The organism is uncultured Alteromonas sp. (assembly GCF_963976965.1).
Lineage (GTDB): Bacteria > Pseudomonadota > Gammaproteobacteria > Enterobacterales > Alteromonadaceae > Alteromonas > Alteromonas naphthalenivorans.
Window position 1 is genome coordinate 16,929 of sequence record NZ_CAXBMP010000024.1, and the last position, 18,181, is coordinate 35,109.

General features: G+C 42.7%; 12 protein-coding genes. 6 read left to right on the forward strand and 6 right to left on the reverse strand.

All coding sequences use genetic code 11. From position 1 onward, the window contains the following. Positions 1-35: 35 nt before the first annotated feature. Positions 36-1,466: a signal recognition particle protein gene (gene ffh, locus AAC006_RS16055; RefSeq protein WP_126871887.1), complete on the reverse strand. Its 1,431-nt coding sequence runs from the start codon at positions 1,464-1,466 to the stop codon at positions 36-38. A gap of 322 nt (positions 1,467-1,788) precedes the next feature. On the opposite strand from ffh, the gene ccsA reads away from it, so the two are divergent. Both ccsA and AAC006_RS16065 read left to right on the forward strand, forming a co-directional pair. Beyond that, complete coding sequence (ccsA, locus tag AAC006_RS16060; protein ID WP_129737313.1) at positions 1,789-2,580, forward strand: cytochrome c biogenesis protein CcsA; 792 nt, start codon at positions 1,789-1,791, stop codon at positions 2,578-2,580. A gap of 128 nt (positions 2,581-2,708) precedes the next feature. Next, positions 2,709-4,001: an HlyC/CorC family transporter gene (locus tag AAC006_RS16065; protein WP_013784915.1), complete on the forward strand. Its 1,293-nt coding sequence runs from the start codon at positions 2,709-2,711 to the stop codon at positions 3,999-4,001. Here the strand turns inward: AAC006_RS16065 and AAC006_RS16070 are convergent. Both AAC006_RS16070 and sixA read right to left on the reverse strand, forming a co-directional pair. After that, complete coding sequence (locus AAC006_RS16070) at positions 3,998-4,186, reverse strand: hypothetical protein (protein ID WP_013784916.1); 189 nt, start codon at positions 4,184-4,186, stop codon at positions 3,998-4,000. The two genes, AAC006_RS16065 and AAC006_RS16070, sit on opposite strands and share 4 nt — an antisense overlap. A gap of 164 nt (positions 4,187-4,350) precedes the next feature. Then, positions 4,351-4,863 (reverse strand): phosphohistidine phosphatase SixA, encoded by a 513-nt coding sequence (gene sixA, locus AAC006_RS16075; RefSeq protein WP_339349666.1) that lies wholly within the window; start codon positions 4,861-4,863, stop codon positions 4,351-4,353. A gap of 170 nt (positions 4,864-5,033) precedes the next feature. Between sixA and AAC006_RS16080 the strand changes: the two genes are divergently transcribed. From AAC006_RS16080 to AAC006_RS16090, 3 genes are all read left to right on the forward strand, one after another. Further along, positions 5,034-7,781 carry an insulinase family protein gene (locus AAC006_RS16080; RefSeq protein WP_208804473.1) on the forward strand — a complete coding sequence of 916 codons (2,748 nt, stop codon included), beginning with the start codon at positions 5,034-5,036 and terminating at the stop codon, positions 7,779-7,781. A gap of 156 nt (positions 7,782-7,937) precedes the next feature. Beyond that, positions 7,938-12,491, forward strand: coding sequence for an EAL domain-containing protein (locus AAC006_RS16085; RefSeq protein ID WP_208804471.1), 4,554 nt, complete (start codon positions 7,938-7,940; stop codon positions 12,489-12,491). A gap of 192 nt (positions 12,492-12,683) precedes the next feature. Further along, positions 12,684-12,848: a hypothetical protein gene (locus AAC006_RS16090; RefSeq protein ID WP_201299241.1), complete on the forward strand. Its 165-nt coding sequence runs from the start codon at positions 12,684-12,686 to the stop codon at positions 12,846-12,848. A gap of 205 nt (positions 12,849-13,053) precedes the next feature. Here AAC006_RS16090 and AAC006_RS16095 read toward each other — a convergent pair whose 3' ends face one another. The 3 genes from AAC006_RS16095 to fadI all read right to left on the reverse strand — a co-directional run bounded on the left by AAC006_RS16095 (position 13,054) and on the right by fadI (position 16,918). Further along, positions 13,054-13,251, reverse strand: a complete 198-nt coding sequence (locus tag AAC006_RS16095) for a hypothetical protein (RefSeq protein WP_126871891.1) — start codon at positions 13,249-13,251, stop codon at positions 13,054-13,056. Positions 13,252-13,449: 198 nt separating this feature from the next. Beyond that, on the reverse strand, positions 13,450-15,588 hold the full coding sequence (gene fadJ / locus AAC006_RS16100; protein WP_339891883.1) for a fatty acid oxidation complex subunit alpha FadJ: 2,139 nt from the start codon (positions 15,586-15,588) through the stop codon (positions 13,450-13,452). Between the two features lie 19 nt (positions 15,589-15,607). Next, on the reverse strand, positions 15,608-16,918 hold the full coding sequence (fadI, locus tag AAC006_RS16105) for an acetyl-CoA C-acyltransferase FadI (protein ID WP_013784923.1): 1,311 nt from the start codon (positions 16,916-16,918) through the stop codon (positions 15,608-15,610). A 305-nt stretch (positions 16,919-17,223) separates the two neighbouring features. Here fadI and AAC006_RS16110 point away from each other — a divergent pair, with 305 nt between their 5' ends. Beyond that, positions 17,224-18,180: a MoxR family ATPase gene (locus AAC006_RS16110; protein WP_057793039.1), complete on the forward strand. Its 957-nt coding sequence runs from the start codon at positions 17,224-17,226 to the stop codon at positions 18,178-18,180. Position 18,181: the final 1 nt, after the last annotated feature.

The window sequence follows — 18,181 nt, forward strand, 5'->3', positions numbered from 1 at the left end:
GGCTTTCAATTTAATGGATAATCAATTTTTAAAGGCTATCTTGGTGGGAACATACCGCCACCGCCGCCGAAACCACCTGGGCCTCCGCCGCCACCAAATCCACCTGGGCCGCCCGGACCACCTGGAGGCATCATGCCTTTCATCTGGCGCATCATTTTTTTCATGCCGCCGCCAGACATTTTTTTCATCATCTTCTGCATTTGAGTAAACTGTTTAAGTAAACGGTTCACATCTTGAATCTGAGTACCAGAACCTGCGGCAATACGACGCTTGCGCGACCCTTTAATAATATCAGGGCGAGAACGTTCAGCTGGTGTCATCGAATTAATGATGGCTTCCATCTGATTAAACTGCTTGTCGTTAGCTTGTTCTTTAATCTTTTCTGACATACCGCCCATACCAGGCAGTTTGTCCATCATTCCCATCATGCCGCCCATGTTCTTCATTTGCTCAAGCTGATCTTTAAAATCTTGCAGATCGAAGCCCTTGCCTTTTTGAACTTTTTTGGCCAGTTGCTCCGCCTTATTGCGGTCAACCTTACGTTCTACTTCTTCAATTAAGCTGAGCACATCACCCATGCCTAAAATACGTGACGCGATACGCTCTGGATGGAATGGCTCTAGCGCATCTACTTTCTCGCCCATACCGATAAACTTAATAGGTTTACCTGTAATATGACGAACAGAAAGGGCAGCACCGCCGCGCGCATCACCATCGGCTTTCGTTAAGATTACGCCGGTTAATGGTAGTGCATCGTTGAACGCTTTTGCTGTATTAGCCGCATCTTGGCCTGTCATGGCATCAACCACGAACAAGGTTTCAATTGGCTTCACAGCAGCATGTAAATCTTTAATCTCGTTCATCATGTCATTGTCGACATGTAAACGACCCGCGGTATCAACTAGCAGTACATCGAAAAAGTTTTTCTTCGCTTCATCAATGGCGCCTTCAACAATGTGAATAGGCGTTTGCAAAATAGTTGATGGGTGAAAAGCAACGTTCACTTCGCTAGCAAGAGTTTCCAACTGTTTGATCGCCGCTGGGCGATAAACGTCGGCACTCACTACCATGACTTTTTTCTTTTCACGTTCTGTTAGGTATTTAGCTAACTTAGCTACAGAGGTGGTTTTACCCGCCCCTTGCAGGCCGGCCATTAAAATAACCGCAGGTGGCTGGGTAGCTAGGTTTAGCTTTTCGTTAGCTTCCCCCATCACCGCTTCTAGCTCAGACTGAACGATCTTAATAAAGATTTGGCCAGGCTTAAGGCTCTTGGTGACTTCAGTCCCTACCGCACGTTCTTTAACTTGTGCAACGAAGGATTTAATAACCGGTAATGCAACATCCGCTTCAAGTAACGCCATGCGCACTTCGCGAAGCGTTTCTTTAATGTTGTCTTCTGTAAGACGCCCCTTACCACTGACATTTCGTAATGTCTGGCCTAAGCGTTCTGATAAATTTTCAAACATAGTATGAAACTTCTATTTATTTCAGACGTAATGCGCCTATTGTAACGTAAAAGGGCAACTTAACGTACCGTCTAGTGAAGGAAATTTCTTTCCTCTGTCTACTGCTCACGCATACAAGCGCGCTATGAGCCACCATTAAACTAATTCAGGTCGTTATTGTCTCATCTCGCAGGCTTGCATGCGAGGGAATTAAACGAACTCTATTGCCCCAATACATGGTACTTGCATAAAGAAAAACAAGGAGATGGTTGAATTTAAGCCCAACTTCCAGTATCAATACCGCCAGTATTGGTGATAAACACCATTTTTTACAGGAAACATCATGAACACCGCTTTCGCCATTGCCGCCGCTGCGCTTTACGCTATGGCCGCCATTGTTTTACTTGGCAAGTTTGTACATCAAGAAGGCCCAAACAAACGCTTAGGCCTAGGCATAGCTAGCTTAGGTGTTGTTGCGCATATTGCGTTTTTGCTTAACGTTATTATGGTAGCGCCTGGCCAAGACATGAGTATTACCAATGTGCTTTCACTCGTGGCGTGGATAATCACCACCGCCATGCTGATATTTGCGCGCGCTATTCCCAATCTTATTTTGCTTCCGGTGGTATTTGGGTTTGCTAGCTTATCAGTGCTGGCCTCGCTATTTATCCCCGTGTCTTACATCATGCATATAGAGTTGCAACCGGGGCTAGTGGTGCATATCAGCTTGTCTTTGTTTGCTTATTGCACATTGGTTATCGCTTTTCTTTATGCCTTGCAAATGTCATACATTACCTATCGATTGAAGCAAAAAGGCGCAACGCTTCTACATTCATCTTTGCCACCTTTGATGTTAGTCGAAGGCATATTGTTTAAGCTTTTGCTGGCGGGTACCTGCTTGTTATCTGTATCACTACTTAGTGGATTTGTTTTCTTAGACGATATGTTTAATAAAACGTATGCGCATAAAACGGTGCTATCAAGTGCCGCGTTAGTGGTGTACTTAATACTATTGGTCGGTCAGAAACTTAGAGGATGGCGCGGCAAACAAGTGATATTTATGACAGTACTTGGGGTTATTTTACTGTCACTTGCTTACTTCGGTAGTAAATTGGTTCGAGAAATATTGCTATAAATCGCCATTTATCCAAATGAATTAATCAATTTTACGTGCACACCTAGCGTATGCTGCGTATATTGCACATGTAGACCTAATTTCAAATGATAGTATTTGAACATCAATAAATGATAGGAACCCAATAGTTGGACGACATATCTACGAGTACGCTGTTTATCGCGCTCGGCGTACTCATATTACTTTCTGCGTATTTCTCTAGCTCTGAAACAGGCATGATGTCGATAAACCGATATCGCCTTAAGCACTTGCAAAATGAAGGCAATAAATCTGCCCAACGGGTTCAAAAACTTCTTGATCGCCCTGATAGACTTATCGGTCTTATCTTAATAGGGAATAACCTTGTAAATATTGCCGCGTCATCGTTAGCGACAATTATTTGTATACGCTTGTTTGGCGATTACTGGGGCTTATTTGCAGCTACCTTTGGCTTAACTTTAATTCTACTTATTTTTGCGGAAGTCACCCCAAAAACATTAGCTGCGCTTTACCCAGAGAAAGTGGCCTTCCCAAGTTCAGTCATACTATTACCCTTGCTAACGATACTTTATCCGTTCGTGGCGTTTATCAATGGCATCACCAATGGCATTTTAGCACTGCTTAAAATTAGCCCTTCAGATGGTAATGACGACTCTTTAAGCCGGGAAGAATTACGCACTGTGGTATACGAAGCGGGAAGCCTTATCCCTAAAAAACACCAAGATATGTTGGTGAGCATCCTTGATTTAGAAAGTGTCACAGCTGAAGACATCATGGTGCCAAGAGCTGAAATTGTTGCCATAGATATTAACGATGAATGGAAGCGGATTCAGAAGCACCTTACCCATGCCCAACATACCCGCGTGTTGCTTTACCGCGATAGTATTGATGATGCAGTAGGGTTTGTGCATGTGCGCGATGCACTGCGGTTACTATCAAAAGATCAGTTCACCAAGTCGAGTCTATTACGTGCGGTAAGGGAGATATACTACACGCCAGAATCAACGCCATTACATACGTTAATGTATAAGTTCCAAGCAGAAAAAGAACGCATCGCACTCGTTGTTGATGAGTATGGCGATATTATGGGCTTGGTTACGCTAGAAGATATTCTTGAAGAAATTATCGGTGATTTCACGACCAGTATGGTGCCTGATCACAGCAAAGAAGCGCACGTTCAGCAAGACGGTTCTGTACTGGTAGACGGCAGTGCTAACATTCGCGACCTAAATAAAGAAATGGATTGGAACTTGCCTACCGAAGGGCCGAAAACGTTGAATGGTTTATTGCTAGAGTATTTGGAAGAAATTCCTGAGAACAAAGTGAGTGTTCGCTTGGCAGGTTACCCGTTAGAGATTGTGGATATTACCGAAAACATGATCAAAACGGTTCGTATTATGCCGGAGTACTTCAATGCACCCCAGTCTGGCGCTTCAGACTAGATTTTATCTACTGCTTTTTGAGCACGTTTGGCAAGCACTTGCGCTTTTGCAGCCGCAACCTTGTCAGACAATGTAGACAATTTTGTAATAATGTCCTGCATCTCCTCATCTTCGCGCAAATCTGCTTCCGCCATGTGCGACTGCAATGAACGCTTGAGGAGTTCAGGAATAGATTTGCTGGTCATTCCCCACCCTGCTTTCGAATAAACTTTGACACTCTCAATATTTATTATCGGTCAAAAACAAAACTTCTGAAGCAAAATTCACAAATAAATCTTTAGTCTAATGTAACCATGGATGTTCAAGCCAGATACATACTTATCTCGGCCTATTGTCGTCAATTAAACTTTCAGCCTTGATAATGTGTTACCAAGGTACCTTTTTGTGTTCTGGGTGAGTATCGGATGACGGCTATAGAGGCGGTAGCGAATAAACTGGTTGTGTAAGACTGGCACAATGCATCAACTAAATAGCTGACTAAGGGCATGTGGCTAACCACCAATATTCGTTTGAGGGGTTGTTTAGAATTCACAGCACTGTGAATGCGTGCAGACAAATAATCGCTCACCAATTCTGCCGAGCCGTCGGGAATAATATCTTCATTAACTTCGACTTTATCAGCGACGATATCGAGGGAGACCATATCAAGGGTTTGACGCGTTCTGCGATAAGGGCTGATTAGCGCCAAATCCACGGCGTTATCAGGGCAATAATTCGCACACAACCACTGCGTAGCGGCCGACGATTGCTGTCTACCAACTTGAGTGAGCTGCCGACTTTTGTCATCCAAACGCGGTGCTTCTGCCTCTCCGTGGCGCATGATAAATAAAAAAATGTCGTCGTTGCTACTTTGACCTGACATAACATTACGCATACTATGTTTTATGTGCAGTTACGATAACAGAGTGCTTTAATTACGCATAGCACAAAACCTAAATAGTGGTTATTAAACTGTATTATTTCATTTCAGGGATTGTGAGCAGTTCGTGGTTTTCCTGACAATTTTGTCTTGAGTTTTTACAATGAGATCATGTGACTAACGTTCAAAAATTTGATAATGCATACCATCTTACCTTGCCTAACGGCCTTAGAGTTATGTTATGCCATGAGCCACAATCCAGCACTTCCTATGTTTCTATGGCGGTTCGTGCGGGCCATTTTTACGATCCAAACGATTGTCAGGGTTTAGCCCACTTGCTAGAACATATGCTCTTTATGGGGAGTCGACATTTTCCAAACCCAAATAGCATTAATGGGTTCATCGAGCAGCATGGCGGTAATATAAACGCGTGGACCGGCACTGAATATGCAAACTACCATTATCAGTGTGACGGCTCAGCTATTGCGCAAACCCTTCCGGCCTTTGCTGATATGTTGCGCCAACCTATTTTAAATGAAACCGCGCTCACTAATGAAATAAAGTCTATTGATGCAGAGTTTCAGTTTAAGATTAAAGACGACTTACGCCGGCTTTATCAGATTCACAAAGAAACCTGTAATCCTGCCCACCCCTTCTCAAAATTTTCGGTTGGCAATGCTGATATATTTTCAGAGCACGAGGTGAGCAGCCTTCGCGAGGCATTAAGAGCCCTACATAAACAGTATTATTGTGGTCGCAATATGTGTTTGTGTATTTCAAGCCCGGTTCCTATTGCTCAGTTAGAAGCTTTGATAACGCAAAGCTTTTCGAGTTTTGAAGCTGGCGCGTTAGCTAGCGACGCTTGGCCTGCACTTTACTCCTCATCTCAGCTTGGTATTCAAATTAACATTAAGCCGCTACAAACTGCACGGCGAATGATAGTCACTTTTGCATTGCCTGGTATTCACAACGATATCGATACCAAACCGCTAAATTATATTAGTCATCTACTTGGTGATGAAGGCGAAGGCAGTTTACTTGCTTATTTAAAGAGCCAAAACTGGGCGGTAAACCTTATCGCAGGCTCGGGTATTGAAGGCGACAAATTCAAAGATTTCAATATAAGCTTTCAGTTAACAGAGCTTGGATTAGCAAATCAACAACATGTTGTGATGGCGCTATTCAGTTACTTAGAATTGGTTAAGCAGTCGATTAACGACTCATGGCGATTCGAAGAAAAAGCGCAACTTACCGCGCTAGCACTAGAATATGAAGAAAACGTCAAGCCGCTAACGATGGTTTGCGAATTTGCTCAGCACCAATTTTTATTCACGCCAGAACAACTTAGAAAGCTTCGCACGAGTATCGGTAGTTATGACGGCGCTGTCATGAAAGAGGCTTTGTCGTTCTTTACGCCTTGTAATATTCGGTTAAAAGTAATCTCTCCGGATGTAGAAACCGACAGAAGCTGCGCATACTACAACGCAAGATACCGTGTTCAACCTATTGCTAAAGAACAATTGAACGCCTTTACGTCACCAATAACGATAGAAGCGTTATCGCTTCCCCCTCCAAACCCTTATTTAGGGGAAAGCTACGCGTTAGTATTGCCAGAAACGGGGTTTGATAACCCTACGAAACTGGTTGATAAAGACGGCGTGCGCTTTTGGTTTGCACAGGACCAGCAGTTTTTTAGTCCTAAAGGCGACATTTATTTATCGTTTGATATGGTGCATTTCTCTGATTCATTAACCGCAGTAGCTGCTAAACGAATTTGGTTAAGTGCATTAAATGACTACCTGCAAGCCAAGTATTACCGCGCTGAAATTGCAGGGTTACATTATCGAATTTATGGTCACCAAGCTGGCTTTACGCTGCATACCCGAGGCTTTACCAATCAGCAGATGTTATTAGCTGAGCAGTTATTAGAAGCAGTCTTATCGTTTAAACCATCAGAGTTTAACTTTCAGCATTACAAACAAATGCAGCTTCAGAATTTACAGAACTCACTGCTGAACAAACCGACTAACCGCTTGTTCTCTAGGTTGAGCGTGTTGATACAGCGCAATACTCAAGCTCCTGTGGAATTACTGGAAGCAGTAGCCAACACTTCCTATGAAGATATGATTAACGTGCGTGACACTGCATTTGACGATTATTTCATAGAAAGCTTCGTGCATGGCAATTGGGCCAGCGAGCAAGCACAAAGCTTCGCGAAAAGTATTGATAGTAAATGTGTTAATACCAGCGGTGTGCCTTTGTCTCGCGCGGTGTCAAAACTTCCCGTTGGTGAAGCTTTTTATCATCAAGTCAGTTGTGAGCACGACGATGCTGCTGTTGTGCTGTATTTACAAGCACCCACTGCAGGCCTACACGACACTGCACTTTGTATGGTGTTAGAGCAAATGTTGGCTGCACCATTTTTTAATGCGCTTAGAACAGAACAGCAGTTGGGCTATATTGTTGGAACCGGTTATGTTCCCCACAATCAACACCCAGGAATGGCATTTTATGTACAAAGCCCAAATAACAGTGCCAAAACGCTTCTAGATGCGATGACGGTATTTTTATTTCAACAGTTAGAAGAAATCGAGTTCTATCGTTTTTATTGGTCTACCATCAAACAGAACTTATTGAAGCAACTAGAAGAGCGCGACCTTAACTTGTCGATGAAGTCGCAAAGACTATGGATAAGCTTAGGCACGCAAGATTTAAGCTTTAATAGAAATACCCAACTTGCTGAATGCATTAGCGCATTAAGTTTCGAAGATATACAAAGCTATGCGCATCAACTTGCCAAACGAGAGCGTTGCGGAGAGTTGATTCTGTTTGCTGAAGGTAAACACGAAAAACTAGAAACGCCAAAGCACAGAACCATAAATGGAATTTCTGAGTTTAAATCCCAAATTCCTTATTATTAGCAAATAATGGTTAACAATTGAACCATCACCCACCTATAACTAAAAATCGCTTGTAGAGCCCGCGTTATTTCGGCATATTTATTGTTCTGGCTGTTAGGGATGCGGCCAGCCTAACTATAAATTATAATGATAAGGCGTAATGCCAAAGGTGTGTAGGTGCGCTCAACCCTAGCTTACTCAGTTATAGCTATATGGCTTCAACTGCTCGGAGTAATTTTCTCCGATGCGGCAGCCATAGAAGTTGCTGATTTACAATTTTCTGAGTTAGATAAACGAGACGGTTTATCCAATACTGTTGTCCTCGACATTGCCGAAGACGACAAGGGATACATATGGCTTGCGACAATGAATGGCCTAAACCGATATTCCGGCTACGATATAAAGCAATACCACCCTTCTGATATCGACCCCAATGCACTTCCCAGCGGCTTTATTCAAAAACTATTTGTCGACTCAGAGGGGACACTTTGGATAGCTACTCATTCTGGATTGGCTAAATACCAACCTAAAACTGATAATTTCAAAACCTTCTCTAGTACGAACTCTTCTATTAAACTTGAATTAATTACCACCATCAGCGAGTCAAAAAACGGCGATATACTTTTTACTGATTCAAAGTTTCTTTACTCACTCTCTAAAGAAAAAGAGGAGGTAAGAATAGTAACGAAGGCTTTCGATGTACCAAGTAATATTAAAGTGGTTTTCGATGAAAGCTCAAAAATTTGGATTGGTTCGAATGAAGCCGGCGCTAAAATTTTCGATAAGTCACACTCTCAAATATATAGCTTAGACAAGGTTAACCCCTGGGGAATCAACATAGCTATAGGCGCAATGCATGATATTGAGGTTATCGAGGGAAATTATTGGTTAGCTACCAATAAAGGTGTTTTCATTTTAGGAAACAGAGGCAATTTAATTCGCTCTATTGATAAAGACTTGTTGTCAATAGAGCATGATGTGAATGTACTCAGTATCGAGCGGGTTTCCGATTCAGTTTGGGTTGGAACAGATGCAGGGCTATTTATTGTCCATGAAAATATTAACGAACCGACAAAAATTACCGCGTCTAGCCTTACTCATATTGATGCATCCACAGAAAATGTAACTGGATTGAATCAGAACCTTATTTTTAATCTTCAGAAAGACGCAACTGGGGGGGTATGGCTTGGTACACTTCAAGGCGCCTTTCGATTCCACAAAAATTACTCTGAAGTTAAATTTCATCCTAGCTTTAAGGAGAGTAATTCTGATAAACCAGTCGAAGCTACGATTTGGGGATTAGCTCAAAATTCTGAAGGTGAAATTTTATTTGCATCTCAAAATCGCGGTGTAGGCGCTTTACATGAGGTAACAGGAGAGCTTTCTTACTTAACGAAACATCCTAAACCCCAAGAGAGTACAACCTTCTGGGATTTGGCCGTAGATCAAAGTAACACTTACTGGGTTGCCTCATCAGATGGTCTTCTAGCTTACAGAAGAGAAAACGATAACCTTTATCTGATTAATCATTTTTTTGAAGGGCAATTTATAGATTATATACATCAAGATGCAAACTCTCTTTGGGTATGGTTAGACGAAGATGGGCTGTATTCAATTGATTTAAAAAAAACCAGTAACCAGTCATATGATTCACTTGTTACAAAACGAAAGATAGAGTCCAACTCGACTTTTCACCTACCAATCTTCACCGATTCTAATAATCGAGTTTGGCTTCGCCATAAGGACGGCGTCTTAATATACAGCGCTAAGAACGATCAAGTAGAACAAGAACTCGATAAACAAAGCGGTATTAACTCACTGGTATACAGCGTTTACGAGACATCGGATGCTCTTTGGCTAACGACTCGTTCAGACGGCGTCGTAAAGTTAAACAAAAGTACCTTTGAAGTCATTCAAAAGCAGAGCAGAGACGGTGGGAACGGATATATTTTCTCTTCTGTAGGCATAATGGATTCTATATGGTACGCAGACAGTGCTGGTGTTCATCAGATAGAGCTTCCCTCTCTCCAAGAAGTCACAACAATATCAAATGCTCAATTAGAGTTTAATTCCCTTGGTGAAAGCGCGATTTTGGCGACATCTGAAGGGGACATTTATTTTGGTGGTAATAAAGGCTTTAATAAAATTGCTAAATCATCCTCCAACTTTAATCATCAAGTAAAAACGCTAGTACCCGAGCTTTTTGGGTTCAGCGTATTTGGCCAGCCAAAGTTTAGTGGTCAAGAACTACGTAATGCTGACAATAGCCTAATAGAGAGTGATGTCTCTAAAGTAGAAAATATAACTTATGATCAGTCAAAGGTTTTAGATTATTTTGAGTCGAGATTTAGCGTTTCATTTGGGCTTATTAACCCAGTTTACCCCGATGAAGTTTCTTATCGATATCGCCTTAAAGGTTTAGATAATATTTGGGTTTACAATAATAAAAACAGAAAAGCCCAGTTCAATAATATCTCGTTTGGTAATTATCTATTCGAAGTTCAAGCCAGAGAATCGGGCAAAAGCTGGTCAGATAGTCGAACATTAGAGCTGAAAATATCTAGACCCCCTTGGTTACACTCAGTCGCATTGGTTTTTTATGCACTTATACTTACCATTGTTCTAGCCTTTATCATTCGACAGTATCAGTTGCGTAAATCGAACCAACTTTCCATACGTGAATCAGAGGAACGCCTTAAACTTACTTTATGGAGTTCTGGCGACGAACTATGGGATTGGGATGTGTACCGCGGTCAAGTTTATCGAGCCAACACATGGGGCACATTAGACTTCCCACAAGACGATATAAGAACCACTGGCGCCTATGATGCTAATATCCATCCTAACGACATTGGTCGGGTTAGGGATGCATTACGCAGCCATTTAGAAGGTAAAAGTGACTTCTACGAGCTTGCCTATCGCGCTAAAACCTTCAAAAACCAGTGGATATGGTTACTCGATCGCGGAAAAGTCGTTGAACGGGATCATAATCAGCAGCCGGTTCGTATGACCGGAACGTTGAAGAACATTAACCATCTAAAAGAAGCTGAAGAACAGCTGAATCTGTTTAAGCGTTCAATTGAAAATATCTCTGAGGGTGTGTTTATTACCACCACACAGTTCAAGTTTATTTCAGTAAATAACGCTTACTGTAGCTATACAGGTGAAACTAGAGAACAAGCCCTAGCTAGCTATCTGCATTTCCATTTGTATCCCGATGCGTTTACCGAAGAGATTAAAAAGACTCTGAAAACCAAAGGAAATTGGTCAGGTGAAGTAGAATCTGTTCGCGTTAATGGTGAACGCTATGAAATGGAATTAAACATTGATGCGGTGCACGACGACGATGGAAAAATAAGTCATTTCGTAGGTGTATTTAGTGATATCACCTCACGTAAGAGCACTGAAAAAGAATTACTGAAACTGGCTAATATAGACCCATTGACCGAGCTGCCTAACCGCTCATTCTATCAAGCGAGTCATCAAAACTTGGTCCGTAAAGGCGCCCCTCACACCCTGCTGTGTTTGGATATGGACAACTTTAAGAAAATAAATGACTCGCTTGGCCACCAAACTGGCGACATTTTAATTAAACAAATTGCTAAACGCTTACAACGAATTACGGGCAAAAATGCCACTTGCTATCGCCTTGGTGGCGATGAGTTCAGTGTCTTAATGGAAGATAGCGCAGATATTCATACTGTCACCCATTATGCGCAAAACCTACTCGATACCCTTGCTCGCCCTTTCATTATCAATAAGCAAGAGTTTGTATTGGGCGCAAGCTTAGGGATAGCCTTCTTCCCTGACGACGGTAATACGCCACAAGAAATGCTAAAAAATGCAGATACCGCCATGTACTTTGCAAAAAATAATGGTGGTAATAGCTATCAATTCTTCAGCGGTGAAATGAACCAAAATGCGGTTCGTCAGTTGCAAATCGAAAACTTAATTCGCCAAGGAATTAAAGACGACTTATTTACGGTTTACTACCAACCGAAGGTTGATATTGCCTCTGGTAAACTTGTTAGCATGGAAGCGTTGGTGCGTTTTGAACACCCGCAGAAAGGCATAGTGAGTCCCGGGCAATTTATTCCCCTTGCTGAGCAAACAGGCCAGATTATCGAAATTGGTGAGCAGGTGTTACGTAAAGCCTGTATAGATACAAAACGCTGGGTCTCTCAAGGCCTGTTTACCGGCCGAGTAGCCGTAAATATCTCAGTTAAGCAATTCGAACTTCCAGATTTAGACGACAGAATTAACCGAATTTTAAGCGAAGTAGGCCTATCTCCACTGCACTTAGAGTGTGAAATTACCGAAGGGACGCTAATGGAAGACCCTGAAAATGGTCTTCGGATGATGAGCCGACTGAGAGAGCGCGGCATACACCTTGCCCTTGATGATTTTGGTACTGGGTATTCATCCTTGGCCTATTTAAAGCGATTCCCGCTCAATACCCTTAAAATAGACAAAGCGTTTATTGACGATATCGCTAAAAGTAGCGTAGACCGTCATATGGCAGCAGCAATAATTAATATCGCCCATAACCTTGGCCTAAAAGTAGTGGCTGAAGGGGTTGAAGAAGAAGAGCAGCTTAATATCTTACGTCGCTATGATTGCGAGATGCTACAGGGCTTTTTATACAGCCGTCCGCTCAATGCAGAGCGTTTTGAAAAATTACTTTCTGAAAATCAAAAACTTCATAACCTGCTTGGCCATTCAAATATCTGACTATATTTTGGCGCTTACTACTTTTGGCTAATCCAAGTGTCAAAAAACACACCAAAACAACAATTAAACCAATTAAATCAACAAGTTAAAAAGTTGGCACAACTCTCGCAATATCCTCTATAACCGGTAAACATCCTTTCTATCGGTTTTGTTTGTTCGTTCTTAAAATAAAAAAATCAGAGGAATATTAAAATGTTAAAAGAGTATGCTGTTGCATTAGTACTATCTACCGCTACCCCTGTTGCTGCTGATAACCAAGAAGGCGCTAAACAAGCCCCTGAGCAGCAAAAAGAGTCTGTTACACAACCTCAAAGCTACCGCCCTAAAAGTGGTAATGGCTACGGTGTAGGTTTATAATAGCCTTCCAGAATTCCAAAAAAGAGAGTATATACTCTCTTTTTTTATGTCTGCAATTTAGCTGTGCACTAAATGTATAGCCTCAATGAGAAATAGAGAGGGTTAACCCCTTTAACCACAACAGGGCTTCTATAGCCGTTCTATTGTCTTTCTTTAGTCTTTATCTAATCGTTCTCTAACCGCTCTCTAGCCAATCCGTAGCCGTTTAAGCTTCTACCATCAAATTATTAAATCCTACCGCTCTGCGCCAATGTATATGTCTGGCAATACCAAACATAGGGAATACAAAAGGCCCTATCACTAAAGCAAGCACTGCCCAATATTTGGCATTCATTCCCCACTTTACAGCCTCTACATAAAAGAAAGCACTGCTTAACAGGCTTATCGATATTAAAACAAACAAGACACTCTCCTACTTAGCTCACTCTTAAGGGAAATAAAAAAATCTTTTAAATATAACGCCAATATTTTGACTGGTATTTTTTTAAGCCGCAGAATTGTACTGATAATTGACTAGCAAACCAGCAAAATTACTTATTACACACAAAAAAGCCGGGAACCTTCATTTCAGGCTCCCGGCTTTTTATCTGTAGCTTACATGTTAGTAAAAGGTGCTATTATCTTCAGCCATTTTCACCAATACATCTGCAGGTGCGAATTTGTCACCCACAGTGCTAGCGTAATGATTCAAACGCTCAACAACATGCTTAATTCCCAGTGTGTCCATATAACGGAAAGGTCCGCCTAGGAAAGGTGGGAATCCGATACCAAAGATAGCACCAATGTCGCCATCACGGGCATTGCGAATAACACTCTCGTCTAGACAACGAGCGGCTTCATTAAGCATCATAAGAACGCAGCGTTCAGCCACTTCTTTTTCACTTAATTTCGTTGACGGTGTTAAGCCCAATAACGAGTAGATACTTTCATCTACTTCTTTACCTGGCTTCTTACCTTCATAGCTGTAAAAACCTTTTTGGTTCTTTTTACCTTTACGACCATCAGCCAGTACTTTATCGAAAGCTGAAGGCGCCGTAAAACGCTCTCCAAAGGCCTCTACAAGGAAAGGAATGATCTTAGTACCAACATCAATGCCTACCTCATCAAGTAACTTCACAGGTCCAACTGGGAAGCCAAACTTAACTAGGGACTTATCAATGTGCTCAATAGGCTCACCAGCAAGAATTAAGCTTGCCGCTTCATTCATGTAAGGGGCTAAAATACGGTTAACATAAAAGCCTGCGCCGTCTTTAACAACGACGGGTGTTTTGCCCTGCTTTTTCGCAAACTCGACGGTAGATGAAATAACCTGATCCGACGTAGTTTCATGAGCGATAACTTCGGCTAATGGCATTTTATCTACAGGTGAAAAGTAATGAAGACCAATCACGTTTTGAGGACGAGCTGCTTTGGCAGCAATTTGGGTAATTGGAATAGAAGAAGTGTTAGAGGCAAAGATGGTGTTCTCTTTGCAGTTTTCTTCAATATCCGCGACCATTTTTTGCTTAAGATCTAAATCTTCAAATACCGCTTCAACCACAATGTCGGTATCTTGGTAGCCGCTATAATCTAAGGTGCCAGTGATAAGCGACAGCTGCTTTTGCATTTCGCTACTACGCATGAAGCGCTTCTTCACTTTCTTATTTAAAATGTCGTAGCTGTATTTCATCGCGTTAGCAATGCCTTCAGGGCGAACATCTTTAATACGAACAGGCACGCCAGCTTTAGTAGAGGTTACAAACGCGATACCGCCGCCCATTAATCCGCCGCCGAGTACGCCAACCTTTTTCATCTTCTCTGGCGCTACGCCTTCAATACCGTTTTCTTTCTTCATATCGGTAATCGCGAAGAAAATCTGACGCAATTGAAAAGATTCTGGTGTCATCACCAACTTTCCGAATGCTTCAGCTTCGGCTTTAAGGCCCGCTTCAATGCCATCACGCATGCCAGTTTCGATGACATCAATGATGTAACCTGGCGCAGGATAGTTACCTTTCGTTTTTGCAAACGTTGCTTCGCGGGCCTTTTTGAACATCATACCGCGGCCTGGGCCGGTATTTTCAAGCATTTTGTCCATTACGCTTTTTTGCGGCGCTTCACGCTCAGGCTTACGCTTAAGGGCGAACTGCTCTGCCACTTTTAGTAACACGCTATGCGGTACTACATCATCAACAATGCCGTACTTTTTAGCTTGCTTGGCGCGCGCTGGCGCACCAGTAAGCATCATTTTCATGGCTTGCTGTATACCAATCAAACGAGGTAATCGCTGCGTTCCACCACTACCTGGCAATAGACCAAGTTGAACTTCAGGCAAACCTACCTGAGTGCTCGGTGAATCGGTACAAATTCGATAGTGACATGCTAGGGCAAGCTCTAGACCACCGCCCAATGCTGGGCCATTTATGGCTGCAACAAAAGTTGCTTTCATGCGTTCAATACGGTCAAAAATAGCTTGGCCGCCAGCCGCGATGGTGGTGGCATCTTCTGCAGTATTACACGCTGCCAACATACTTATATCGGCACCGGCTACAAACGAATTTGCTTTACCACTTACCAGCACTACACCTTTAATACTGGTATCAGCATCAATGTCATCCAGCATGGCAGATATTTCATCGCCAAAAGCGGCTTTTAGCGTATTCATAGACTCACCAGGTACATCCATGGTGAGTATGGCTACGCCATTGTCTTGCTTGGTTAACGTAAAGGCACCGGAAGTTGCTTGAATGTCATTTGTCATAGTTGTGTCCTGACTCATATTATTCTGTCTCCACAATCATAGCTGCACCTAAACCACCCGCTGCACAAGCGGTTAGTAGACCAGTACCACCACCGCGACGGTTAAGTTCGTTAAGCATTTGGGTAATCATTCGCGTGCCTGTTGCCGCAAACGGGTGACCGTAAGCAATAGAACTTCCCATAACGTTAAATTTGTCCATGTCGATTTCACCGGTAGCTTTTGCACGACCAAGTTTTTCTTGGGCAAATTTATCGCTGGCGAACATTTTTACGTTCGAAAGTGTCTGTGCGGCAAAAGCTTCATGCATTTCGATAAGCGTAATATCGTTTAATGTCATACCTGCGCGATCTAGCGCAATTGGCGTGGCGTAAGATGGCCCCATCAGCATGTCTTCCCATACATCAATGGCTGAGAAGGCATAACTCTTAAGGTAACCTAATGGCTTATAACCCAATTCTTTAGCACGGCTTTCCGTCATCATAATAACGGCTGAAGCACCATCAGTTAGCGGAGTAGCGTTCGCTGCCGTTACTGTACCGTATTTTTTATCAAAAACAGGGCGAAGCTTGGCATAGCCTTCAAGCTTAGAATCGAAACGTACGTTGTTATCGCGAGATAACGCGCCTTTATACGGTTCTGCGTAAGCGGTCATTACTTCACTGTCTAACTTACCCTCTTCCCAGCTTTGCGCGGCAAAACTGTGTGAACGATGCGCAAGTGCGTCTTGTTCTTCACGTGAGATATGGTGGGATTTCGCCATTTGCTCAGCCGTTTGTCCCATAGACAAACCTGTTGAGTATTCTGCAACCGCTGGCGGCACAGGCGCTAAATCTTTAAGGCCTAAACGCTTAAAGATATTAAACTTCTGACCCAAAGTTTTAGTTTTTTGAAGATCGACCAATGCGCGTGCTAGGTTTTTAGATACACCAATTGGCGATACAGACGTAGAGTCCGCACCACCAGCAATACCTACCTGAACGTGGCCAGCCATCATACTTTCGGCAATATTAACGGTAGACTGGAAGCTGGTTGCACATGCACGAGAGACGCTGTAAGCATCAGTATGCACATTCATACCAGTACCCAATACGATTTCACGGGCGATATTCGGCGCTTCAGGCATTTGAACAACCTGACCATAGACAACCTGATCAACCCATTCTTTTTGAATGCCATGGCGAACGAGCAGTTCGTTTACGACCATTTTACCTAAATCGACAGCGGGAACACCGTGGAAGTATGTCGCCATTTTTGCAAACGGAGTACGTAACCCCGCCACAATGGCGATACGATCACCCTCGCGGGTAGTAACAGATTGTCTTGTTGACATAATGCACCTAAATTAAGGACCACGGGAAATAAGTGGTCTGACCTGTAATAAACCCAATTTTTACAAACAATGAACAAAATAGCAAATTATCAACGTTCACGGACAGTTTTCAGCCTATTTGTGTCGAATAATCGTCGCCTATCTGAAAATTAGATGTTTTTAACGACTTGAACTAGACGACAAGGGAACCATATAAGAAAAACATAGTCTGTTTTATGCCAATTTATCTACTCGTAACATACATTTGGGCGAGTTAATTGGTTTACTTTTCCTGATAACTAGAATTTCAACGGAATAATTGCATTATGGCAGCGGAACAATTTCAGCAACTGCAGAAGTATTTAGACCAGCAAATCATTGGTCAAAGTGCACTTACCAAAAGCCTCCTTATTGCGCTTTTAGCTGATGGGCACCTTTTAGTAGAAGGGCCTCCAGGTCTTGCAAAAACCAGAGCAATTAACGCGCTTGCTAATGGTATCGACGGTGACTTTCATCGCGTTCAGTTTACCCCTGATTTACTGCCTGCTGATTTAACCGGCACTGATATTTATCGCCCTGAAACCGGTGAATTTGTTTTTCAAAAAGGCCCCCTATTTCACAACTTAGTATTAGCCGATGAAATTAACCGTGCTCCAGCTAAAGTACAATCGGCACTGTTGGAAGCCATGGCTGAGCGCCAAATAACGGTAGGCAGCAAGACCTACCCGCTTCCTCCTTTATTCTTGGTAATGGCGACACAGAACCCTCTAGAACAAGAAGGGACTTACCCACTACCAGAAGCTCAGCTCGATCGCTTTTTGATGCACGTCGATATTGATTATCCAGATGCCGAAACAGAGTTAGAGATTTTGCGATTGACCCGTGGTGAAGCATTATCAGTACCGCCAGTAACGCCGCCTAAATTAACCCAGCAAGATATCTTCTCTTCACGTAAAGAGGCGCTAGCACTACATATGGCGCCCGAACTTGAGCAGTATTTAGTGCAATTGGTGATGGCGACCAGACAGCCAGCTAAATTTGACGCCAACCTTGCCGAATGGATTGCGATGGGTACTAGCCCTCGTGCCACCATTAGTTTAGACAGATGCGCACGCGCACATGCGTGGTTAAGTGGCAGAGATTTCGTTGGCCCTGATGATATTCAAGCGGTGGTACATAATGTACTTCGCCATCGCATTATTTTGTCTTATCACGCAGAAGCACAAGGCATTACTATGAATGATGTGCTTAACCAAATTGTTGCTACCGTAGCTGTTCCATAAA

Bases quoted from the DNA above. Each gene is read 5' to 3' on its own strand.
- AAC006_RS16070 (WP_013784916.1), bottom strand. From the start codon at position 4,186: ATGACCAGCAAATCTATTCCTGAACTCCTCAAGCGTTCATTGCAGTCG.
- sixA (WP_339349666.1), bottom strand. From the start codon at position 4,863: ATGTCAGGTCAAAGTAGCAACGACGACATTTTTTTATTTATCATGCGC.
- fadJ (WP_339891883.1), bottom strand. From the start codon at position 15,588: ATGACAAATGACATTCAAGCAACTTCCGGTGCCTTTACGTTAACCAAG.
- fadI (WP_013784923.1), bottom strand. From the start codon at position 16,918: ATGTCAACAAGACAATCTGTTACTACCCGCGAGGGTGATCGTATCGCC.
- ffh (WP_126871887.1), bottom strand. From the start codon at position 1,466: ATGTTTGAAAATTTATCAGAACGCTTAGGCCAGACATTACGAAATGTC.
- AAC006_RS16110 (WP_057793039.1), top strand. From the start codon at position 17,224: ATGGCAGCGGAACAATTTCAGCAACTGCAGAAGTATTTAGACCAGCAA.
- AAC006_RS16090 (WP_201299241.1), top strand. From the start codon at position 12,684: ATGTTAAAAGAGTATGCTGTTGCATTAGTACTATCTACCGCTACCCCT.
- ccsA (WP_129737313.1), top strand. From the start codon at position 1,789: ATGAACACCGCTTTCGCCATTGCCGCCGCTGCGCTTTACGCTATGGCC.